Origin of the sequence: Streptomyces sp. CY-1 (assembly GCF_047218265.1) — a bacterium.
Lineage (GTDB): Bacteria > Actinomycetota > Actinomycetes > Streptomycetales > Streptomycetaceae > Streptomyces > Streptomyces niphimycinicus.
The window spans coordinates 6,059,882-6,081,633 of the sequence record NZ_CP178393.1 but is presented as its reverse complement, the minus strand read 5'-3'; the positions used below and the strand labels follow the sequence as shown (position 1 = coordinate 6,081,633).

19 protein-coding genes are annotated in these 21,752 nt (G+C 68.6%); 10 read left to right on the top strand and 9 right to left on the bottom strand.

The genetic code is table 11. The features are described 5' to 3' along the window. The first annotated feature begins 346 nt into the window (after positions 1–346). From ACK1X7_RS26215 to ACK1X7_RS26205, 3 genes are all read left to right on the top strand, one after another. Positions 347–1,063, top strand: a complete 717-nt coding sequence (locus ACK1X7_RS26215) for a PadR family transcriptional regulator (protein ID WP_216344896.1) — start codon at positions 347–349, stop codon at positions 1,061–1,063. Positions 1,064–1,112: 49 nt separating this feature from the next. Further along, a complete protein-coding gene (locus ACK1X7_RS26210; RefSeq protein WP_216344897.1) occupies positions 1,113–2,195 on the top strand; it encodes an inositol-3-phosphate synthase in 1,083 nt (360 codons plus the stop codon). Between the two features lie 84 nt (positions 2,196–2,279). Then, positions 2,280–3,638 (top strand): MFS transporter, encoded by a 1,359-nt coding sequence (locus ACK1X7_RS26205; RefSeq protein WP_385138162.1) that lies wholly within the window; start codon positions 2,280–2,282, stop codon positions 3,636–3,638. Here ACK1X7_RS26205 and ACK1X7_RS26200 read toward each other — a convergent pair. After that, entirely contained in the window at positions 3,623–5,113 is a 1,491-nt protein-coding gene (locus ACK1X7_RS26200; protein ID WP_383147027.1) for a CCA tRNA nucleotidyltransferase, read from the bottom strand. The genes ACK1X7_RS26205 and ACK1X7_RS26200 overlap by 16 nt on opposite strands. Before the next feature lie 181 nt (positions 5,114–5,294). Here ACK1X7_RS26200 and ACK1X7_RS26195 point away from each other — a divergent pair, with 181 nt between their 5' ends. The 7 genes from ACK1X7_RS26195 (at position 5,295) to trxA (ending at position 15,070) form a co-directional block, all read left to right on the top strand. Further along, positions 5,295–7,652: a DUF6049 family protein gene (locus ACK1X7_RS26195; RefSeq protein ID WP_413115709.1), complete on the top strand. Its 2,358-nt coding sequence runs from the start codon at positions 5,295–5,297 to the stop codon at positions 7,650–7,652. Positions 7,653–7,700: 48 nt separating this feature from the next. Further along, positions 7,701–10,079 (top strand): murein biosynthesis integral membrane protein MurJ, encoded by a 2,379-nt coding sequence (murJ, locus tag ACK1X7_RS26190; protein WP_390794039.1) that lies wholly within the window; start codon positions 7,701–7,703, stop codon positions 10,077–10,079. 110 nt (positions 10,080–10,189) lie between these two features. Beyond that, on the top strand, positions 10,190–11,905 hold the full coding sequence (locus ACK1X7_RS26185; RefSeq protein ID WP_385138156.1) for a protein kinase family protein: 1,716 nt from the start codon (positions 10,190–10,192) through the stop codon (positions 11,903–11,905). A 36-nt stretch (positions 11,906–11,941) separates the two neighbouring features. Further along, positions 11,942–12,631 (top strand): RNA polymerase sigma factor SigM, encoded by a 690-nt coding sequence (gene sigM / locus ACK1X7_RS26180; protein ID WP_014061963.1) that lies wholly within the window; start codon positions 11,942–11,944, stop codon positions 12,629–12,631. Beyond that, positions 12,628–13,593 (top strand): hypothetical protein, encoded by a 966-nt coding sequence (locus tag ACK1X7_RS26175; RefSeq protein ID WP_390794040.1) that lies wholly within the window; start codon positions 12,628–12,630, stop codon positions 13,591–13,593. The genes sigM and ACK1X7_RS26175 overlap by 4 nt, the downstream gene beginning before the upstream one ends. A 154-nt stretch (positions 13,594–13,747) precedes the next feature. Further along, positions 13,748–14,698, top strand: coding sequence for a thioredoxin-disulfide reductase (trxB, locus tag ACK1X7_RS26170; protein WP_059143740.1), 951 nt, complete (start codon positions 13,748–13,750; stop codon positions 14,696–14,698). A 42-nt stretch (positions 14,699–14,740) separates the two neighbouring features. Beyond that, positions 14,741–15,070, top strand: a complete 330-nt coding sequence (gene trxA, locus ACK1X7_RS26165) for a thioredoxin (protein WP_014061966.1) — start codon at positions 14,741–14,743, stop codon at positions 15,068–15,070. 75 nt (positions 15,071–15,145) lie between these two features. Here the strand turns inward: trxA and ACK1X7_RS26160 are convergent, their stop codons facing one another. The 8 genes from ACK1X7_RS26160 to rnpA form a co-directional block, all read right to left on the bottom strand. Continuing rightward, on the bottom strand, positions 15,146–15,763 hold the full coding sequence (locus tag ACK1X7_RS26160) for a GNAT family N-acetyltransferase (RefSeq protein WP_216344905.1): 618 nt from the start codon (positions 15,761–15,763) through the stop codon (positions 15,146–15,148). A gap of 331 nt (positions 15,764–16,094) precedes the next feature. Next, on the bottom strand, positions 16,095–17,237 hold the full coding sequence (locus ACK1X7_RS26155) for a ParB/RepB/Spo0J family partition protein (RefSeq protein ID WP_385138151.1): 1,143 nt from the start codon (positions 17,235–17,237) through the stop codon (positions 16,095–16,097). Next, positions 17,234–18,319 (bottom strand): ParA family protein, encoded by a 1,086-nt coding sequence (locus tag ACK1X7_RS26150; RefSeq protein WP_078505641.1) that lies wholly within the window; start codon positions 18,317–18,319, stop codon positions 17,234–17,236. The genes ACK1X7_RS26155 and ACK1X7_RS26150 overlap by 4 nt, the downstream gene beginning before the upstream one ends. A gap of 226 nt (positions 18,320–18,545) precedes the next feature. Next, entirely contained in the window at positions 18,546–19,259 is a 714-nt protein-coding gene (rsmG, locus tag ACK1X7_RS26145; protein WP_078642436.1) for a 16S rRNA (guanine(527)-N(7))-methyltransferase RsmG, read from the bottom strand. 111 nt (positions 19,260–19,370) lie between these two features. After that, complete coding sequence (locus tag ACK1X7_RS26140) at positions 19,371–19,880, bottom strand: protein jag (protein ID WP_059143744.1); 510 nt, start codon at positions 19,878–19,880, stop codon at positions 19,371–19,373. Positions 19,881–19,895: 15 nt separating this feature from the next. Then, positions 19,896–21,038 carry a membrane protein insertase YidC gene (gene yidC / locus ACK1X7_RS26135; protein ID WP_385138149.1) on the bottom strand — a complete coding sequence of 381 codons (1,143 nt, stop codon included), beginning with the start codon at positions 21,036–21,038 and terminating at the stop codon, positions 19,896–19,898. Positions 21,039–21,041: 3 nt separating this feature from the next. After that, positions 21,042–21,359, bottom strand: a complete 318-nt coding sequence (gene yidD, locus ACK1X7_RS26130) for a membrane protein insertion efficiency factor YidD (RefSeq protein ID WP_361503103.1) — start codon at positions 21,357–21,359, stop codon at positions 21,042–21,044. Continuing rightward, entirely contained in the window at positions 21,356–21,739 is a 384-nt protein-coding gene (gene rnpA, locus ACK1X7_RS26125) for a ribonuclease P protein component (protein WP_078505643.1), read from the bottom strand. Before rnpA ends, yidD begins: the two co-directional genes overlap by 4 nt. Positions 21,740–21,752 lie beyond the last annotated feature (13 nt).

Sequence of the window (21,752 nt, the reverse complement as noted above, 5' to 3'; positions counted from 1 at the left end):
TCCTCGGGCAGGCGCTATCGCCTGAAAGCGGCAGATGGCTTCCGGTCCCCCCAATGTGCGATCCGGTCGCACCAGGCAACCGGACGCACTGCATCCGGGACGAGGACGCATCGCGGCGTCACTTGGTTCCCATAGGTCTGCATGGCGAACAGAGTACGCACGGTCAAAACCCGCCCAGCCGCCACCTTCACTCCATAACCGTCAGATTGAATGCCACGAATTGATGATGTGACGGCGTTCACCGTGGGCCCTCTTGTCCCGCCGCAGGCACGGATCTATCGTCTTGATGTATCGAGTCGATACATCAGCTCGGCATAGCGGGCTCGAAGGAGAGTGGAGGCGGGGAATGAGCAGACGCTCCGGCGTCCTGGAGTTCGCCGTCCTCGGCCTGCTGCGCGAGTCCCCGATGCACGGATACGAGCTGCGCAAGCGGCTCAACACGTCACTCGGGGTGTTCCGCGCGTTCAGCTACGGCAGCCTCTATCCCTGCCTCAAGACGCTGGTCTCCAACGGCTGGTTGATCGAGGAATCCGGCAGCGCCTCCCAGGACGCCCTCGCGGCGCCCCTCTCCGGCCGCCGGGCCAAGATCGTCTACCGGCTCACGGCGGCGGGGAAGGAGCGGTTCGAGGAGCTGCTCGCCCACACCGGGCCGGACGCCTGGGAGGACGAGCACTTCGGCGTCCGTTTCGCCTTCTTCGGCCAGACGTCACGAGACGTTCGGATGCGGGTGCTCGAAGGGCGGCGCAGCCGCCTGGAGGAGCGCCTGGACAAGATGCGCGCCGCCATGGCCCGCACCCGCGAGCGGCTGGACGACTACACCCTTGAGCTACAGCGGCACGGGATGGAGTCGGTGGAGCGCGAGGTCCGCTGGCTGAACGAGCTGATCGAGAGCGAGCGGGCCGGGCGCGACCAGCGCGATGGCACCGCCGGGCAGGACCGGGCGATCGAGCGGGATGAGGACCGGCCGCCACAGCAGGAGCAGGACCAGTCAGGAGATGCGGACGGCCCGCCCCGGCACCGGGGTGGATCCCGGCCGGATCCGTCCGATGACACCACCAAGTGAGGCCCGGCAGCCGCGGGGCCTCATCCAGTACACACAGGGAGCAACCGGAATGGGTTCGGTTCGTGTAGCCATCGTCGGCGTGGGCAACTGCGCCGCCTCGCTGGTACAGGGCGTCGAGTACTACAAGGACGCCGACCCGGACACCCGCGTGCCGGGTCTGATGCACGTGCAGTTCGGCGACTACCACGTGAACGACGTGGAGTTCGTGGCCGCCTTCGACGTGGACGCGAAGAAGGTCGGCCTGGACCTCGCGGACGCCATCGGCGCCAGCGAGAACAACACCATCAAGATCTGCGACGTGCCGACGACCGGTGTCACGGTCCAGCGCGGCCACACGCTCGACGGACTCGGCAAGTACTACCGCCTGACCATCGACGAGTCCGACGAGGCCCCGGTCGACGTCGTCCAGGTCCTCAAGGACAAGCAGGTCGACGTTCTGGTCTGCTACCTCCCGGTCGGCTCCGAGGACGCCGCCAAGTACTACGCCCAGTGCGCCATCGACGCCAAGGTCGCCTTCGTCAACGCCCTTCCGGTCTTCATCGCCGGCACCAAGGAGTGGGCGGACAAGTTCACCGAGGCCGGGGTGCCGATCGTCGGTGACGACATCAAGTCGCAGGTCGGCGCGACCATCACGCACCGCGTGATGGCCAAGCTGTTCGAGGACCGGGGCGTCATCCTGGACCGCACCATGCAGCTCAACGTGGGCGGCAACATGGACTTCAAGAACATGCTCGAGCGGGAGCGCCTGGAGTCCAAGAAGATCTCCAAGACCCAGGCCGTCACCTCCCAGATCCCCGACCGCGATCTGGGCGCCGACAACGTCCACATCGGCCCCTCGGACTTCGTGGCCTGGCTGGACGACCGCAAGTGGGCGTATGTCCGCCTGGAGGGCCGCGCGTTCGGCGATGTCCCGCTGAACCTGGAGTACAAGCTCGAGGTGTGGGACTCCCCGAACTCCGCTGGTGTCATCATCGACGCGCTGCGCGCCGCGAAGATCGCCAAGGACCGCGGCATCGGCGGCCCGATCCTCTCCGCCTCCTCGTACTTCATGAAGTCGCCGCCGGTGCAGTACTTCGACAACGAGGCGCGGGAGAACGTGGAGAAGTTCATCAAGGGCGAGGTCGAGCGCTGACGCGCATGCGCTGATTCCCGCCGCGTGATCACGGGCCTTCGGGTAATACACCCGGAGGCCCGTGTGGTGTGTGAGGCTGATGTCATGCCTGTTGTGCGTGATCTCCGCGTACTGCTGCAACTGCGTGACTTCCGGCGCCTTCTGGCCATCCGCCTGCTGTCCCAGGCGGCCGACGGCGTCTACCAGGTCGCCCTCGCCACGTATGTGGTCTTCTCCCCGGAGAAGCAGACCTCCGCCGCGGCCATCGCCTCCGCCATGGCCGTCCTGCTGCTCCCCTACTCCCTGCTCGGCCCCTTCGCCGGTGTGCTGCTGGACCGCTGGCGCCGGCGGCAGGTGCTGCTCTACGGCAATCTGCTGCGCTCGGGACTGGCCACCGGAACCGCCGTGCTGGTCCTCGGCCAGGTGCCGGAGTGGCTCTTCTACGCCTCGGCCCTGTCGGTGACGGCCGTCAACCGCTTTGTGCTGGCCGGTCTTTCGGCGGCCCTGCCGCGGGTCGTCGACAGCCAGGAACGTCTGGTCATGGCCAACTCCCTCTCGCCCACCGCCGGAACGCTCGCCGCCACGGCCGGAGGCAGCCTCGCCTTCATCGTCCGGCTCTCGGGCCCTGGAGGCACCTCGTCGGACGCGCTGGTCGTCCTGGTGGGCGCCGCGCTCTACCTCATCGCCGGGCTCACGGCCCTGTCGATGGCACCGGGCCTGCTGGGGCCGGATCCCGCGGCCCTTCAGCCCCGCCTCCCCGCGGCCCTGATGAGCACCGCGCGGGGCCTGGTCGCGGGCGTACGCCATCTACTGGAACGCCGGGACCCCACGGTGGCGCTGACCGCGATGACTCTGATGCGCTTCTGCTACGGGGCCCTCACGGTGACGGTGCTGATGCTCTGCCGCTACGCATGGGCCGACACCGAGTCCGAGGGGCTCGCGCTTCTGGGGCTGGCCGTCGGGGTCTCGGGCGCGGGCTTCTTCGCGGCGGCGGTGATCACCCCATGGGCGGTGGCCCGGCTCAGGAAGCCCGCGTCCTCCCGGCCGGACGGCCGGCTCTCCTGGGTGATGGTGTGCGCGGGAAGCGCGGCCCTTCTGGAGCCGGGTCTCGGGCTGCCCTTCGAGCCCGCCCCCATGCTGATCGCCGCGTTCGTCCTCGGGCTTGTCACCCAGGGCGCGAAGATCGCGACCGACACCGTGGTGCAGTCCGCCATCGCCGATGACTTCCGCGGCCGGATCTTCTCCCTCTATGACGTGCTGTTCAACGTCGCCTTCGTGGGAGCCGCGGCGGTCGCCGCGGTGATACTGCCACCGGACGGCAGATCGGCCCCGCTGCTGATCGGTGTGGCGCTGATCTACGCGGCCACCGCACTGCTGGTCAGGTTTCACGTGAAACATGACCGGGAGGACGCCAAGCGGGTCGATGTTTCACGTGAAACCGGAGGGGCTCAGCCCTCCGACTGAGCGTCCCACCACTCCTGGAGCGCGGCGATCGCGGTGTCCCGCTCCATCGGGCCGTGCTCCAGCCGCATCTCCAGCAGATGCTTGTACGCCTTGCCGACCTGCGGCCCCGGGGGGATGCCGAGGATCTTCATGATCTCGTTGCCGTCCAGATCCGGGCGGATCGAGTCCAGCTCCTCCTGCTCCTCCAGCCGGGCGATGCGCTCCTCGAGGCCGTCGTACGCACGCGAGAGCGCCATCGCCTTCCGCTTGTTGCGGGTGGTGCAGTCCGAGCGGGTCAGCTTGTGCAGCCGGTCCAGCAGCGGCCCGGCGTCACGGACATAGCGGCGGACGGCGGAGTCGGTCCATTCCCCCGTGCCATAGCCGTGGAAGCGCAGATGCAGCTCGACAAGGCGCGAGACATCCTTGATCAGCTCATTGGAGTACTTGAGCTTCGTCATCCGGTACTTGGTCATCTTGGCCCCCACCACCTCGTGGTGATGGAAGGAGACCCGGCCGTCCTTCTCGAAGCGGCGCGTCTTGGGCTTACCGATGTCATGCAGCAGCGCGGCCAGCCGCAGCACCAGATCGGGCCCCTCGGTCTCCAGGTCGATGGCCTGGTCCAGCACCGTCAGCGAATGCTCGTACACATCCTTGTGGCGGTGGTGCTCATCACGCTCCAGGCGCAGCGCCGGAAGCTCCGGCAGGACGCGGTCGGCGAGGCCGGTCTCCACCAGCAGCCGCAGCCCCTCGCGGGGGTGGTCGGCCAGGATGAGCTTGTTGAGCTCATCACGTACCCGCTCGGCCGAGACGATGTCGATACGGTCGGCCATCGACGTCATCGCGGCGACCACCTCGGGGGCCACCTCGAAGTCGAGCTGTGCGGCGAAGCGCGCGGCACGCATCATCCGCAGCGGATCGTCGGAGAAGGACTCCTCGGGCGTGCCGGGGGTGCGCAGCACTCGGGCGGCGAGATCCTCCAGACCGTGGTGCGGGTCGATGAACTCCTTCTGCGGAAGCGCCACCGCCATCGCGTTGACCGTGAAGTCCCGACGGACCAGGTCCTCCTCGATGGAGTCGCCGTACGACACCTCGGGCTTCCGGGAGGTCCGGTCATAGGCCTCTGACCGATAAGTCGTGATTTCAATCTGGAAGCTCTGATCCGAACCGCTTCCTGCGGCCATGTCCTTACGGCAGCCGACGGTGCCGAAGGCGATGCCGACATCCCATACCGCGTCCGCCCACGGCCGTACGATCTTCAGCACCTCGTCCGGCCGGGCGTCCGTCGTGAAGTCCAGATCGTTACCGAGCCGGCCGAGCAGCGCGTCCCGTACCGAGCCGCCGACCAGGGCCAGGCGGAAACCGGCCTGCTGGAAGCGACGGGCAAGATCGTCGGCGACGGGAGAGACCCGCAGAAGCTCGCCCACGGCGCGGCGCTGCACCTGGCTGAGCTCATTGGTCGGCTGCGGGGGTCGGCTGTCATTGTTGGCGTTCGGCACAACAGAACAGGGTACGTGGCCGTGCGCCCCGCAGCCTCCACACCCGATGCGGACCACCACTGCGTAACGATCTTGTGGAGCCATCCACAGCACTTCGTCACAGCGGGCATCGTTACCATTTCGTGGACGCACATTGCGACGACCACTGACGACCTACTGACGACAAGGGACGGGCGAGCGCGTGGCCGATGCGGCAGACCTCCGGGGGACAACTTCCGCTCGCGCCCGACGATGGTTGCGGCGCACAGCGGCCCTGCTCGCCGCGGCGCCGATGCTCGCGGGCCTGACACAGATTCCGGCGGCACCCGCCGCCCACGCGGAGAGCAAGGCCACCGGCTCACGGTCGGTGGACGTCTCCATCACCTCGCTGACCCCCACCGCGCCGGAGAAGAGCGACACCCTCACCGTCAGCGGCACCGTCACCAACGAGACCAGGAGCACGGTGTCGGGGGCCCGGGTGGGCCTCCGCGTCGGTCCGACCATGGACGGCCGCAGCGCGATCGACACCGCCGCCCGCCGCACCGGCTATACGGAGGGCCTCGACGGCACCGAGGTGGACGGCAAATACGCCAAGAAGATCGGCAAGCTGTCGGCCGGCGCCAGCCGTGACTTCTCCCTCTCCATACCGGTGGACCAGTTGCACCTGGGGGAGAACGGCGTCTATCAACTCGGTGTCTCGCTCACCGGTGGCACCTCCAGTCAGCCCTGGCCGCAGGTGCTGGGCATCGAGCGGACCTTCCTGCCCTGGCAGTCCGGCTCGGCCACGCACAAGTCCCAGCTCACCTATCTGTGGCCGCTGATCTCCGCCACCCATGTGACCGCGCGCACGGACAACGACGAGGACCGCACCCCGATCTTCCGGGACGACCGCCTCGCCAAGGAGCTGGCCCCCGGCGGCCGTCTCCAGCAGATGGTCGCCCTGGGGAAAAACCTCCCCATCACCTGGGTGATCGACCCCGATCTGCTCGCCACGGTCGACGCGATGACCAAGAAGTACGAGGTCCAGAACCCCTCGGGCAAGGGGACCACGGCGGGCCACGGCCAGACGGTCGCCAAGCAGTGGCTGGACGCCCTACAGAAGGCCGTGGAAGGCAAGCAGGTGGTCGCCCTGCCGTTCGCCGACCCCGACCTCGCCTCGCTCGCCCACCGCGGTAAGAACGTCACCGGCACCCTCAGCCACCTCCAGGGCGCCACCGAGCTCGCCTCCACGACCGTGGAGACCATCCTCGGAGTGAAGCCGCGCACGGACTTCGCCTGGCCCGTGGACGGGGCGGTCGACTCCTCGATCGTGGACGTCGCCACCTCCGCGGGCGCCCACAACGTCATCGCCCGCAGCGACAGCCTGCGCGAGACCGGCGGGCTCCCCTACACCCCCACCGCGGCCCGCCAGATCGGCGGCGGCAATACGGCGGTGGTCGCCGACGCACGGCTGTCGACGGCCTTCACCGGCGACATGACCAAGGCGGAGAACTCCACCCTCGCCATCCAGACCTTCCTGGCCCAGAGCCAGATGTTCAACCTTCAGGCGCCGGACAAGCAGCGCAGCATCGTGGTCGCCCCCCAGCGGACGCCCACCACCAGCCAGGCGCAGGCGATGGCGGCGGCCCTGGAGGGCCTCTCCGGGCAGTGGACGCAGCCGCTGAGCCTGGGACAGGCGGCGAAGGCGAAGCCCGACCCGAGCGCCACCCAGCGGGTGCCGAGCTCCCGCTCCTACCCCCGGTCGCTGCGCGCGCGGGAACTGCCCACCGAGGCGTTCGACAGGATCCAGGAGACCCAGAAGACCCTGGACAATTTCGAGCCGATTCTGACCGCCAAGTACCGGGTGGTCACTCCCTTCGGGAACGCGATCAGGCGCGAGATGTCGACCTCATGGCGCAGCGAGGCGCGGAACGCGGCCGGCTTCCGGCACGACGTGCAGACTTATCTGTCCGGGCTCACCAAGAAGGTGCGCCTGGTCCCCAAGACGGACATGACCCTCTCCGGGCGGAGCGCGACCGTCCCGGTGACCCTTCAGAACAACCTGGTGCAGGGTGTCGACCTACGGCTCGTCCTCCGCTCCCAGCAGGGCAACCGGCTGGCGATCAGCGACCCTCAGCTCGTCAATGTGGAGGGCGGCCACAGCCAGTCCGTGAAGTTCGGGACCACGGCCAACGCGAACGGCCCGGTGTGGGTCTCGGCCCAGCTCTACACCCCGGACGGACAGCCTTACGGCCGCGAGATGCTGTTCGAGGTGAATGTCACCGAAATCACGTCGACCGTGATTCTCGTGATCGCCGGCGGTGTGCTGCTGCTGGTCCTCGCCGGTGTCCGGATCTACGTCCAGCGCAAGCGCGCGGCCGCCAGGAGCGGTGAGGACGGCGGAGACGGGGAAGACGCCGAGACGGCGCACGGGCAGGATGAGGACGACAGCGAGGCCCCGGAGACCGACCGGCGTGACCCCGCGCACGCCCTCGTGCCCGAGCAGCCGAGTGACCCGGCGGCGGACACCGGATCGCAAAGCGCTGGCCCGTCCGGCTCGGGTGAGAAAGTGGAGCGTTGAGCAATGCCGGGGCCGGTCGGCCGCAGCGGACGATGAGGTGGGGTAGCGATGAACGCGCCGTATGACGGTGATGGCCGAGTGCCACCACCGCCGCAGCCTTCTCCCCACGGCTCCCACGACCCTTACGGACAGGAACCGCACCAGCGCGATCCGTATCTGGGCGACGCCCACCAGGCCCCCCAGGCCGATCCGCGCCAGTCGTACGGCCAGCAGTACTACGCACCGGATCCGTATCTCGACGATGCGTACGCGACGGGCAGCTTCACGCCCTACCCGTATCCGACGCAGGATCGCTACGCCCACGACCCGCTGACGGATCCGCTGTACGACCGGCACGCCCCTCAGACACCGCAGCAGGGGGGCTACCAGCAGCAGCAATACCAGCAGCCCCCCACCCCGCAGGGCCCCGACCCGCGCGCTTGGCACTCCGACGCCGCCCCCGGCCACCAGGCCGGCCACCAGGGCGCGGCACAGCAGCCGTACACCGGCGGTCAGCCGGGCCCCGGCTATCCGGGCGCCGGCGACGGCTACGGCGCGCCACAGCAGCCGCAGCGGGACGCCTTCGCGCATCTCTACCGCGATCAGCAGCCCTATGACCCCCGGGCCGCCCAGAGCCAGGGCTACCAGCAGGGCCCGGAGAACCACCCGCACGGGCAGGGGCAGGCACCGGTCCCCGGACCGTCGAGGTCCGAGTCCGCCCATGCCGCGGCCGCCGCTCCCACGGTGGCCGCTCCCATCGTGACCGCCCCCGCGGCCGAGCCCGAGCCGAAGAACCCCTCAGCGGGCAAGGGCCGCGCGTCCAGCGTGCTCCAGTCCAGCGCGCTGATGGCCGCGGGCACCCTGGTCTCCCGGCTCACCGGCTTCGTCCGGCAGATGGTGGTCCTCGCGGGGCTGGGCGCGGCCACCCTCGGCTCCACCTATGCCCTCGCGTACACGCTGCCGACGATGGTGTACATCCTCACCATCGGCGGCGGTCTGAACTCGGTCTTCGTCCCGCAGCTCGTGCGCGCGATGAAGGAGGACGACGACGGCGGCGAGGCGTTCGCCAACCGGCTGCTCACCCTGGTGATGGTGGTGCTCGGCCTCCTGGTCGCGGTGACCGTGTTCGCCGCGCCGTTGCTGATCCGCGTGATGTCGCCGACCATCGCGGACAACCCCGCCGACAACGAGGTCGCGGTCACCTTCGCCCGCTACTGCCTGCCCACCATCTTCTTCATGGGCATTCACGTGGTGGTCGGCCAAATCCTCAATGCCCGGGGCCGGTTCGGGGCGATGATGTGGACGCCCGTCCTGAACAACATCGTCATAATCTTCACCTTCGGCCTGTTCATCTGGGTGTTCGGCTCCGCCGGCGGCTCCAAGATGGACACCACCACCATCACCGCCGAAGGCATTCGGCTGCTGGGCATGGGCACCCTGCTGGGACTCGTCGTGCAGTCCCTGGCGATGTTCCCGTACCTGCGGGCCACCGGCTTCCGCTTCCGGCCACGCTTCGACTGGCGCGGCCACGGCCTCGGCAAGGCCGCCAAACTGGCCAAGTGGACGGTGCTGTTCGTCCTCGCCAACCAGGCGGGCGTGCTGGTCGTGACCCAGCTCTCCACCGCGGCCGGTGCCGAGGCCGAGAACCAGAACGCGCCGGGCATGAGCTTCGTCGGCTACTCCAGCGCCCAGCTCATCTGGGGCATGCCGCAGGCGATCATCACCGTCTCCGTCATGGCCTCGCTGCTGCCCCGGATCTCCCGGGCGGCCCACGACGGGGACGCCGGAGCGGTCCGCGACGACATCTCGCAGGGGCTGCGCACCTCCGCCGTCGCCATCGTCCCGCTCGCCTTCGGCTTCATCGCCCTGGGCATCCCCATGTGCACGCTGCTGTTCGGCGCCTCCGGCACCGACGCGGCCGTCTCCATGGGCTACATCCTCATGGCGTTCAGCCTCGGCCTGATCCCCTTCTCCGTGCAGTACGTCGTCCTCCGCGGCTTCTACGCCTACGAGGACACCCGCACCCCCTTCTACAACACGGTGATCATCGCCGCTGTCAACGCCGCCGGCTCCGCGCTCGCCTATGTCGTACTCCCCGCCCGCTGGGCCGTCGCCGGTATGGCGGCCGCCTACGGCCTGGCCTACGCCACCGGCGTGGGCGTGGCCTGGAAGCGGCTGCGCAAGCGGCTGGGCGGCGATCTGGACGGCCCCCGAGTCATCCGCACCTACACCCGCCTCACGGGCGCCAGCATCCCCGCCGCCATCCTGGGCGGCGGTTCGGCGTACACCATCATGCAGACCCTCGGAATGGGCATCGCCGGCTCTGTAGCGGGTTTGCTGGGCGGCGGTCTCGTTCTTATCGCGGTCTTCTACATTGCTGCGAAACGGATGCGCGTTGAGGAACTGACGGCCATGGTCGGTATGGTGCGCGGACGACTCGGACGCTGATCATTGAGCACAACCATCGTCCGCCACCGTGTGTCGTGCATAGCGGCGGACTGTGGGCACAATTGTCTTGGCTCGGAGTAGGCGCAACGGATGGGGAGGCAGGAACGACGGTGGCGGAACGGAGCACGGCTGCCGTCGACGTGGCCGACAGCGGTGGAGAGGAGCCGCTGACCGCCGAGGCGGGCAAGGCCACGGCCGACGGGGCGGGGACGAAAGAGAAGGTCGGTAAGGGGACGGAGGCCGCGGTCACCGATGAGGTGGGCGCCGCGGCCGAAGCGGGCCCCCTCGAGCTGCACAGCGGTCATAAGTTGGCCAGACGCTACCGTCTGGAGGAGTGCGTCACCCGTCTGGACGGATTCAGCAGTTGGCGTGCCGTGGACGAGAAACTGCGGCGTGCCGTCGGCGTGCATGTCCTGCCCGCCGACCATCCGCGCGCCAGGCCGGTGCTCGCCGCCGCCCGTTCGGCGGCCTTGCTGGGCGACCCCCGCTTCGTCCAGGTCCTCGACGCCGTCGAGGAGAACGATCTCGTCTATGTCGTCCATGAGTGGCTTCCCGACGCCACCGAACTCACCGCCGTGCTGGCCGCCGGGCCGCTCGAGCCGCACGACGCGTACCAGTTGGTCAGCCAGGTCTCCCAGGCCATGGCCGCCGCTCACCGCGAGGGCCTGGCCCATCTGCGGCTGAACCCCGGCTCCGTGCTGCGCACCGAGTCCGGCCAGTACCGCATCCGGGGACTCGCCGTGATGGCCGCCCTGCGCGGCATCAGCGCCGACCACCCGCAGCGCACGGACACCGAGGCGATCGGCGCGCTGCTGTACGCGGCGCTCACTCAGCGCTGGCCGTATGACACCGATGCCTATGGCCTCTCCGGGCTGCCCAAGGGCGTGGGCCTGATCGCCCCCGACCAGGTCCGCGCGGGAGTGCACCGCGGTCTGTCCGAGCTCGCGATGCGCGCGCTGGTCAACGACGGGGCCACCGCCTCTCGTCAGGACCAGCCCTGCACCACCCCCGAGGAGCTGGCCAAGGCCGTCGCGGCCATGCCGCGCATCCGCCCGCCGGAGCCCGCCTACACCCCTTCGCCGGCGTATTCGCGCACGACGTACCAACAGGGCGTGTACGGCCAGCCGCCGAACCGTGGCGGCGCCGCGCACACGGCCCGCCCGGCCGCTCCCATGCCGCCTCCGCCGCCGTTGCAGAGCCGCACGGGCAAGGCCCTCAAGTGGACCGTCTCCGCCCTTCTGATCGCCGCTCTCGGCCTCGGTAGCTGGCAGCTCGCGGACACGCTCCTCAAGGAGGAGAACAAGTCCGACCCGGGCAAGTCCTCCAGCGAGAAGGACGACGGCAAGGGCAAGCGGCCCGTGGGCAAGCCACTCGACATCGCGAGCGCCACGGAGTTCTCCCCGTTGGGTCCGCCCTTCGCCGCTGGCAAGGTCAATGGCGCCGTGGACGGCGACGCGGACACCGCCTGGGTGACCAAGGAGTTCTGGAACTACCCGAACTTCGGTAACCTGCCCAACCGCAAGCAGGGCAGCGGCATCGTCGTCGACCTCGGCAGCGCCAAAAGCGTCACGAGTATCGACATCGACTTCTACCGCGCCGGCCATAAGGCGGAAGTTCTCGCCGCGGACCCCTCCGCCTCCAACCCCACCTCACTCAGCGCCTTCTCCCAGCACCTCACCGATCTGAAGAGCACCGGGAAGAAGCTGACCACCGTTCTCGACAAGCCAGTACGGACGCGTTACGTCCTGGTTCACATCACCGAGCTTCCGGCCAGCACCGCTGATCGCTACCGTGGCGGCATCTCGGAGATCAAGGTCAAGGGCTGACCCTCTACGGTCGGCCGAGAGGGGAGGGGCTCAACGTTGGACGACGCCACCATCGGCGGGGCGAGCGACGGCGAGCTCCTTGCCCGGCACGTCGACGGCGACCCGGACGCCTTCAGTGAAATAGTGCGGCGCCACCGCGACAGACTCTGGGCGGTGGCGCTGCGTACCCTCGGCGACCGTGAGGAAGCGGCCGACGCGGTCCAGGACGCGCTCGTCTCCGCCTACCGCGCCGCACACACCTTCCGGGGCCAGTCCGCCGTGACGACGTGGCTGCACCGGATCACGGTCAACGCCTGTCTGGACCGGGCCCGCAAGGCCGCCTCCCGTCGCACCTCCCCCGTGGACGACACCGAGCGGCTCGAGCAACTTCTGGAACCCCATGAATCAGCCGCCGCTCCCGCCGAGCGCGGTGATCTCCACCGCGAACTGCTCCGGGCGCTGCGCACCCTCCCTCCCGAGCAGCGCGCGGCCCTGGTGCTGGTCGACATGCAGGGCTATCCCGTCGCGGAGGCGGCGAAGGTCCTGGACGTTCCGACCGGCACCGTGAAGAGCCGCTGTGCCCGCGGCCGTGCACGACTGCTGCCACTGCTCTCACATCTCCACCCCAGCGGGAGGGGTAGCTCACCCTCGGGCGTGGGAAGGAACCGGACGCAGGGGACGTCCGTCCCACCGACGGCAGGACCGAACGACACAGATGCCGTGAAGGGCGGAGGTGGGCGAGCGTGACATCCTCGACGGACACGGACGAGCACCCTGAAGTCGCGGAGATCTCCGCACTCACCGAGGGTCTGCTCTCTCCGTCGCGCGCCGTCGATGTGCGCACTCACCTCGCGAGCTGCGTGCTGTGCGCGGACGTATCGACGTCCCTGGAAGAAATCCGCTCCCTGCTCGGGACGCTGCCAGGGCCGGTGCGGATGCCCGCCGATATCGCGGGCCGTATCGACGCGGCGCTGGCCGCCGAAGCGCTTCTCGACGCGACCGCTCCCGAGGCGGTGGCCGATGTTTCACGTGAAACTTCGCAGCCGGACCCGGCACCCACGCCGGTTTCACGTGAAACCGGCGACGGCGCCCCCTCCTCCGACACCGTGAAGCCCGCGTCCAAGTCCTCCACCGCGGCGGACCGGCCCGCCGGGCGCCCGCGTGGGGCCACCGGGCCGGGACGAGGGTCCACCGGACCCGGCGCCCGACCGGGCCGCGCCCGCCGCTGGCCCAAGGTCGTCCTCGGCGGCGCCTGCGCCGCGGCGGTGATCGGCATCGGCTCCTTCTTCATCCAGGGCGGCTCCTCGGGTGAGCACGGCGACGGCGGCACCCAGGCCCATGCCAGCCAGAGCTCCGGGAAGTCCACCCTCTCCTCGGGCACGCTCAAGGACCGTGTGCACGAGCTGCTCGCCGACCGGAAGTCCACCGCGTCGAAGGGGGTCACCGGGCAGGGCAACTCACCCGATGTGCCGCTGCGCGCCGACGACCCGAATGTGCCCTCCTGTGTACAGAGCGGCACCGGTCGCAAGGAACCGGCTCTCGCGGCGCAGCAGGACACCTACGACGGCCAGACCGCCTATATCGTCGTCCTCCCGCACCCCTCCGACAGCTCGCTCGTCGATGCCTTTGTGATCGACGCGTCCTGCGTCTCGGCGTCTCCGACATCTCCCGGGGAGCTTCTGGTGACCCGGACCTATCCGCGCCCCTGAGGCGCACCGCGCGTCTCGGGGCCCTGTCTGACAGCGCTCGGGAATGCCTGACCCGTAGGATCCGTTGGGTGGGGTGGCAGCGGAATTCCGGGGGGACCCGGAGCCGCCCGCCCAGTCAGCAGTCCGGCAGTCGGCAGAGACAAGGAAGACATCCGTGAGCGACGTCCGCAACGTGATCATCATCGGTTCCGGGCCCGCGGGCTATACGGCCGCGCTCTACACCGCCCGCGCTTCCTTGAAGCCGCTGGTCTTCGAAGGCTCCGTGACCGCGGGTGGTGCCCTGATGAACACCACCGATGTGGAGAACTTCCCCGGCTTCCGGGACGGGATCATGGGCCCCGACCTGATGGACAACATGCGGGCCCAGGCCGAGCGCTTCGGCGCGGAGCTCATTCCGGACGATGTGGTCGCGGTCGACCTCACCGAGCAGATCAAGACCGTCACCGACTCCGCCGGTACGGTCCACCGCGCCAAGACCGTCATCGTGACCACCGGCTCCCAGCACCGCAAGCTGGGGCTGGCGCGCGAGGACGAGCTCTCCGGCCGCGGTGTCTCCTGGTGTGCCACCTGTGACGGGTTCTTCTTCAAGGACCAGGACATCGCCGTCATCGGCGGCGGGGACACTGCCATGGAGGAGGCGACCTTCCTGTCGCGGTTCGCCAAGTCGGTCACGGTGGTCCACCGCCGGGACACCCTGCGCGCCAGCAAGGCGATGCAGGAGCGGGCCTTCGGCGACCCGAAGATCTCGTTCGTCTGGGACAGCGCGGTCGAGGAGATCCACGGCGACGGCAAGCTCTCCGGTCTCACCCTTCGCGATGTCAAGAAGGACGAGACCTCGGAGCTGCCGGTCACCGGGCTGTTCATCGCGATCGGCCATGACCCGCGCACCGAGCTGTTCAAGGGCCAGCTCGCCCTGGACGACGAGGGCTACCTCAAGGTGGACGCGCCCACCACCCGGACGAACCTGCCCGGTGTCTTCGCCGCGGGCGATGTCGTGGACCACACCTACCGTCAGGCGATCACCGCGGCCGGCACCGGTTGCTCGGCGGCGCTGGACGCCGAGCGGTACCTCGCCTCGCTGGGCCAGGGCGACGCCACCGTCTGACTTCGCTTCCCACCCCTGCACCAACTCACTAAGGAGATTGCCATGGCCGGTGCCACGGTCACCGTGACGGACGCCGACTTCGAGGAGAAGGTCCTCAAGAGCGACAAGCCGGTACTCGTCGACTTCTGGGCCGCCTGGTGCGGTCCGTGCCGCCAGATCGCCCCCTCGCTGGAGGCCATCGCGGCCGAGCACCCCGACAAGATCGTCATCGCCAAGCTCAACATTGACGAGAACCCGGCGACGGCCGCCAAGTACGGCGTGATGTCCATCCCGACGCTCAATGTCTACCAGGGCGGCGAGGTCGCCAAGACCATCGTCGGCGCCAAGCCCAAGGCCGCCATCGAGCGCGACCTGGCCGACTTCATCGGCTGAGCGAACCACACGTCGCGCTGATGCGCGAAGGGGCTGCCCATGGGGCAGCCCCTTTCGTGTTTCACGTGGAACTCGCTACAGCGGCCGAAGCGCGGGCTCCTTCTGGACGGCGCCGAGCAGCCGGTCCAGCGCCAGCTCGACATCCTCCTTCCAGGAGATCGTCGTCCTCAGCTCGAGCCTCAGCCGGGGATAGCGCGGATGCGGCCGGACGGTCTTGAAGCCCACGGCCAGCAGATGATCGGCGGGCAGCACACACGCCGGTTCCTTCCAGGAGGCGTCCCCGAACGCCTCCACCGCCTTGAAGCCCCGGCGGATCAGATCCTTGGCGACGGTCTGCACCATCACCCGGCCCAGCCCCTGCCCCTGATATCCGGGCATCAGCCACGCCGTCATCAACTGAACGGCATCCGCCGCGACGGGACTGGTCGGGAAGGCCGTGGAGCGCGGCACATACGCCGGAGGCGCGTACAGCACAAAGCCCACCGGAACCTCATCGACATAGACCACCCGGCCGCAGGATCCCCACTCCAGCAGCACGGCCGAGATCCATGCCTCCTTCTCCAGCTCCGGCCGGCCGGCCCTTACGGCTGCCTCGCCGCTGACCGGATCGAGCTCCCAGAAGACACAGGCGCGACAGCGCTTGGGGATGTCCGGGAGGTTGTCCAACGTGAGCGGTACGAGCCGACGCCCCATGAAGCCAGTCCTTCACTTCCGTGGCCAGCCGCGCCACGGGCGGCTGACAGCGCACTACGCTCCCTGAGCAGACTGCCGACGAAGCCGCCGACAGCTCCCAGGCCCAATCCTGTGGCCACCAGTCCGGTGCGGCTCACCGATCGCATGGCCCTGCCCTCCACATGTGGCGCCTCCACCTGGATCCGCCCTGCCTGATCGCATCGTATCCGTGCCGAGAATGCACCGATACCGCCCTTGAGCAAACAGCGGGTCGTGTTCCGACCATGTCGGAACACGACCCGCCCCGCACTGCCCTTCCGTACGGCATCGCCACGGCCGCACGGACAGCGCCTCACTCGTCCTCGTCCTCCGCTCCGCCCTCCGCGGAGAGCGGCTGCTCCAGCACCGGCCCCTCACCGGGAGCCAGCGAGCCGAGGATCCGCTCGAGATCCTCTATCGAGGCGAACTCGACGACGATCTTCCCCTTCTTCTGACCGAGGTCGACCTTCACCCGCGTCTCGAACCGATCGGAGAGACGCGACGCCAGATCCGTGAGCGCGGGGGACACCCTCGTCCCCGCCCTCGGGCTCTTGGTCTTCGTCGTACCGCCCGATCGCGATCCCATCAGGGTGACGATCTCCTCCACCGCACGCACCGAAAGCCCCTCGGCGACAATGCGATGGGCCAGCCGGTCCTGCTCCTCCGCGTCGTCCACGGAGAGCAGCGCCCGCGCATGGCCCGCGGAGAGAACCCCCGCCGCCACCCTGCGCTGAACGGACGGGGAGAGCCTCAGCAGCCGCAGCGTATTGGAGACCTGCGGACGTGAGCGCCCGATGCGGTCAGCCAGTTCGTCATGCGTGCAGTTGAAGTCCTTCAGCAACTGGTCGTACGCCGCCGCCTCTTCCAGCGGGTTCAACTGGGCCCGGTGCAGGTTCTCCAGCAGCGCGTCGAGCAGAAGCTTCTCGTCGTCGGTGGCCCGGACGATCGCGGGGATCTTCTCCAGCCCGGCCTCACGACAGGCCCGCCAGCGGCGCTCGCCCATGATGAGCTCATAGCGCTCCGGTGCCAACTGCCGTACGACGACGGGCTGGAGGAGACCGACCTCCTGGATAGAGGTGACCAGCTCCGCGAGCGCGTCCTCGTCGAAGACCTCACGGGGCTGCCGCGGATTGGGGGTGATGAAGTCCAGCGGCAGCTCGGCGAAGTGCGCCCCGGCCACCTCCTCCGGCATCGCCGCCGGTGCGGCCTCGGGCTCCGCCTCCCGCGGTGCGGGCTCGGGCTCCTGTGGAACGGTGTGCGTCGACAGTGCCGTCACCTTGGCCGCCGCCACTCCGCGCTCCTGGGTGAGCACCGGGACCGCGGTCGGTGAGGTGGTGGCCCCGGTCGTCGTGACCGTTCCCGCCCCCGCCGAGGATGCGGCGTTGTCCGCCCCCTTCGGCGCGGGAGGGATCAGGGCACCGAGCCCACGGCCCAGTCCTCTGCGTCGCTCACTCACTGAATCCCCTCCTGCATACTGTGCTGATCGTGCTGGCTGAGCTCGGGCAAGGCATGGACGTGCTGGGCCTCGTAGTGCACGCCGACGCCTCTGAGGGCGATCTCGCGGGCCGCCTCGAGATAGGAGAGCGCCCCACTGGACCCCGGGTCATAGGTGAGGACGGTCTGCCCATAGCTGGGGGCCTCGGAGATACGCACCGATCGGGGAATGCTCGTCCGAAGCACCTCACCGCCGAAGTGGCTGCGCACCTCGTCCGCGACCTGGGAGGCCAGCCGGGTGCGGCCGTCGTACATCGTGAGAAGGATCGTCGAGACATGGAGCTTGGGGTTGAGATGGCCCCGCACCAGGTCCACATTCCGCAGCAGTTGCCCCAGCCCCTCCAGCGCGTAGTACTCGCACTGGATCGGGATCAGCACTTCGGCACCGGCCACCAGCGCATTGACCGTCAGCAGCCCCAGCGAGGGCGGGCAGTCGATCAGGATGTAGTCCAGCGGCTGCTCATATGCCTGGATGGCCCGCTCCAGCCGGCTTTCCCTGGCCACCAGAGAGACCAACTCGATCTCGGCACCGGCGAGATCAATCGTGGCCGGGGCGCAGAAGAGTCCCTCCACATCCGGGACCGGCTGCACCACATCGGACAGCGGCTTGCTGTCGACCAGCACGTCATAGATCGATGGGACCTCGGCGTGGTGGTCGATCCCCAGCGCCGTCGAAGCATTGCCCTGTGGGTCGAGGTCGATCACCAGCACCCGCCCACCATGCAGGGCGAGCGAGGCGGCCAGGTTGACCGTGGTCGTGGTCTTTCCGACCCCGCCCTTCTGGTTGGCGACCACCATCACCCGGGTCTGCTCCGGCCGGGGCAGACCCTCACCGGCGCGGCCGAGAGCTTCTACCGCCAGTTGAGCGGCACGGCCAATAGGGGTGTCGTCCATCGGGGGTGGCGTTTCACGTGAAACATCCTCCCCCGGCGATTCGGTACGGGGGCCGGGGACCGGATCGGTCATCGGCCCCGCGATGTTGGCGTCGGACCGCAAGGATTCACTCTCCTCGACATCAGGCTCGCAATAAGCAGAGCCTGCCATGCTTTTGGGGTCGTGAACCAGCGAGGCCCGTTCTCCTGTGGATGAATCCACGTTCATACGGGGTCGGCGGTCGCGGGGCGAGGCCGCCGCACGACCGCGACTGATGATTCCATGCAGCAGGGAGCGACGTTTCACGTGAAACACGATGCACGGGAGCCCTCGCCGATTGGTCGCGACACTCCGGTATGCGTAGTTTTGCCAGCTTGTATGGAGCAATGCCCTCGGTTCAGGGCCGACGGCGCGGCGTCCGGCGAGCGGCCTTGGCCCGCTTCGCGGCGAAGCGCACACCCCCGGGGCTCTCCCCGACCTCGACCCGCACCACCGTCGAGGGCGGGTCCACCACTCCCTCTCCAACATGCAGCACCGAGGTCTCCACCACCCCCAGCTTGCCGAGCGCGGCCCGGGCCTGCTTCAGCTCCTCCTCGGCGGTGTCGCCCTTCAGAAGCAGCATCTCGCCATACGGGCGCAGCAGCGGAACCCCCCAGCCGGCCAACCGGTCCAGCGGGGCCACCGCCCGAGCCGTCACCACATGCATCGGGGTCAGCTTCCCGAGGACCTCCTCGGCACGGCCGCGCACCACCGTCACATGCTCCAGCCCCAGCAGCTCGACCACTTCCCGCAGAAAGTTCGTCCGCCGCAGCAAGGGCTCCAGAAGCGTGATCTGGAGATCCGGCCGGGTCAGGGCGAGCGGGATACCGGGAAGCCCGGCCCCCGACCCCACATCGCAGACGGTGACCTCCTCGGGCACCACTTCGGAGAGCACCGCGCAGTTCAGCAGATGCCGCTCCCACAGCCGCGGCACCTCGCGCGGGCCGATCAGCCCGCGCGTCACTCCCACATCGGCCAGCAGCTCGCCGTAGCGCACGGCCTCCGGGAAGCGGTCACCGAATACGTCCCTTGCCTCGGGGGGCGCCGGGGGGAGCTCCGCTGCTTCCGTCACGGGGACCGTCCTTCCGTACCGAACACTGTGCTGAACGATGATGTAAGGCTGACAAGATTCGGCCCCGTCTGCGTACAGACGGGGCCGTGTGGATCACGATGCGGAACCGCTTCAGACCGGAAGCACGACCACGCAGCGCTGGGGCTCCTCGCCCTCGGACTCGCTGCGCAGCCCGGCGGCGGCCACAGCGTCGTGCACCACCTTCCGCTCGAAGGGCGTCATCGCCTTCAGCTTCACCGGCTGAGCGGTGCCCTTCGCCTCCTCCGCGGCCTTGGTCCCCAGCTCGGTCAGCTCGGCACGCTTACGGGCCCGGTATCCGGCGATGTCGAGCATCAGCCGGCTGCGGTCGCCGGTCTCCCGGTGCACCGCGAGGCGGGTCAGCTCCTGAAGGGCCTCCAGCACCTCGCCGTCGCGGCCGACCAGCTTCTGAAGATCGCGGCTGGTCGAGTCGCTGATGATCGACACCGCTGCGCGGTCGGCCTCGACGTCCATGTCGATGTCGCCGTCGAGGTCCGCGATGTCCAGCAGCCCCTCGAGGTAGTCGGCCGCGATCTCCCCTTCCTGCTCAAGGCGGGACAGGGTGTCGACACCCTCGGCGGCCGGGGTGGTGCCTTCCGTCACGGATGGACTCCTTCGTTACTTCTTGGACGGGTGCTTGGGGCGCTGCTGGCCCTTGCGCTGGCCGGACTTCGCGCCACGGGAGGAGCCGGAGGCCGAGCCGCCGGCCGGCTTGCCGCCCTGCGCGCCCTTCTTCTGCCCCGCGCCCTGCTTCTGGTCGGGCCTGTCCTCGGCGGACTTTTCCGTGGTGGCCGAGGAGCCCGACTGTGCGCCGGCCCTGCTGTGACCGGTGGTGGAGCGCTGCGCCTTGGTCTGGCGCTTGGGCTGCTGACGGTTGGCACGCGCCGTCTCGGCAGCCTCCTTCGCGGCGACCTCGGCCGGCTCCTCCTTCAGCTTGCCGCTGGCCCGCAGCCGCTCCTGGCGGGCCTGGTAGGCGACACTGCCCGGGGTCGGGTTACGGCGGATGACGAACATCTGCTGGCCCATGGTCCAGACGTTGGTGGTCAGCCAGTAGACGAGGACACCGACGGGGAAGTTGATACCGAAGACGGCGAACATGATCGGGAAGACGTACATCAGCATCTTCTGCTGCTGCATGAACGGCGTCTTCACCGTGAGGTCGACGTTCTTGGTCATGAGCTGGCGCTGGGTGAAGAACTGCGACGCCGACATCAGGACGATCATGGTGATCGTCACGATGCGCACATCGGTCAGCGAGGCGCCGAGGGATTCGACCTTCGAGGCCGAGTCCATGAACTTCACCGACAGCGGAGCACCGAAAATATGGGCGTTCCGGGCGCTGTCCAGCATCGACTGGTCGGTGATGACACCGACCGGCCGGTTGTTCGCGATGTGGTTGAGCACCTGGTACAGCGAAATGAAGAACGGCGACTGGGCGAGGATCGGCAAGCAGCTAGAGAGCGGGTTGGTCCCCGTCTCCTTGTACAGCTTCATCATCTCTTCGGACTGACGCTGCTTGTCGCTCTTGTAGCGCTCCTGGATCGCCTTCATCTTGGGCTGGAGCGCCTGCATGTTCCGCGTCGACTTGATCTGCTTCACAAAGAGCGGGATGAGGCAGATACGGATCAGTACCACCAGCGAAACGATGGACAGACCCCACGCCCAGCCACTGTCTCGATCAAAAATAAGGCTGTAGAACGAGTGGAACTGGACGATGATCCAGGAAACTACGTCATAAAGAGGACCGAGGATCGTGTCCACGAATCAGGCTCCTTGGGCGTTGGGCTGGGTCTCGGGCTGTGCGGCAGGCTCCGCAGTCGGATGCCCGCCGAGGCGGTTCCGCAGCCGCTGGTGCCACACCGGACGCTTCCGGGGCGGTACGTGGTCGACGCCACCGAGCGACCATGGGTTGCAGCGCAAGATGCGCCAGGCCGTCAGCGCCGTTCCTTTTACCGCGCCGTGCCGGTCGATGGCCGTGTAGCCATAGTGCGAGCACGACGGGTAGTACTTGCAGACCGGTCCCAACATCGGGCTGATGGTCCACTGGTACAGCTTGATCAACCACAGCAGCGGGTACTTCATCGCGGCACCCCTCCCAGTAGCCGCTGCACTGCCGTGTCGAGATCGCGGGCAAGCTGGTCGTGACCCGCCTCACCCGCGCCGGGCAGCGCCCGTACGACCACAAGGCTACCTGCGCCAAAACGATCGATGCGGTCCCGCATCAGATGACGCAGTCGCCGCTTCACCAGATTGCGGACGACCGCGCCGCCGACCGCCTTGCTTACGACGAAACCCGCACGCGCCGGAGGAGCACTCTCCCCGGGTGCGTGCGGGTCCGTATCACCGCTGGTGAGGCCGGTACGAAGATGCACGACAAGGAGCGGGCGACCGGCCCTGCGTCCTCGGCGTACCGCGGCCGCGAAGTCCTCGCGCCGCCTCAGCCGATGCTCGGTAGGCAGCACGTCATGGACCTTG

Bases quoted from the DNA above. Each gene is read 5' to 3' on its own strand.
- ACK1X7_RS26215 (WP_216344896.1), top strand. From the start codon at position 347: ATGAGCAGACGCTCCGGCGTCCTGGAGTTCGCCGTCCTCGGCCTGCTG.
- ACK1X7_RS26210 (WP_216344897.1), top strand. From the start codon at position 1,113: ATGGGTTCGGTTCGTGTAGCCATCGTCGGCGTGGGCAACTGCGCCGCC.
- ACK1X7_RS26205 (WP_385138162.1), top strand. From the start codon at position 2,280: ATGCCTGTTGTGCGTGATCTCCGCGTACTGCTGCAACTGCGTGACTTC.
- murJ (WP_390794039.1), top strand. From the start codon at position 7,701: ATGAACGCGCCGTATGACGGTGATGGCCGAGTGCCACCACCGCCGCAG.
- trxA (WP_014061966.1), top strand. From the start codon at position 14,741: ATGGCCGGTGCCACGGTCACCGTGACGGACGCCGACTTCGAGGAGAAG.
- ACK1X7_RS26160 (WP_216344905.1), bottom strand. From the start codon at position 15,763: ATGGGGCGTCGGCTCGTACCGCTCACGTTGGACAACCTCCCGGACATC.
- ACK1X7_RS26150 (WP_078505641.1), bottom strand. From the start codon at position 18,319: ATGGCAGGCTCTGCTTATTGCGAGCCTGATGTCGAGGAGAGTGAATCC.
- yidD (WP_361503103.1), bottom strand. From the start codon at position 21,359: ATGAAGTACCCGCTGCTGTGGTTGATCAAGCTGTACCAGTGGACCATC.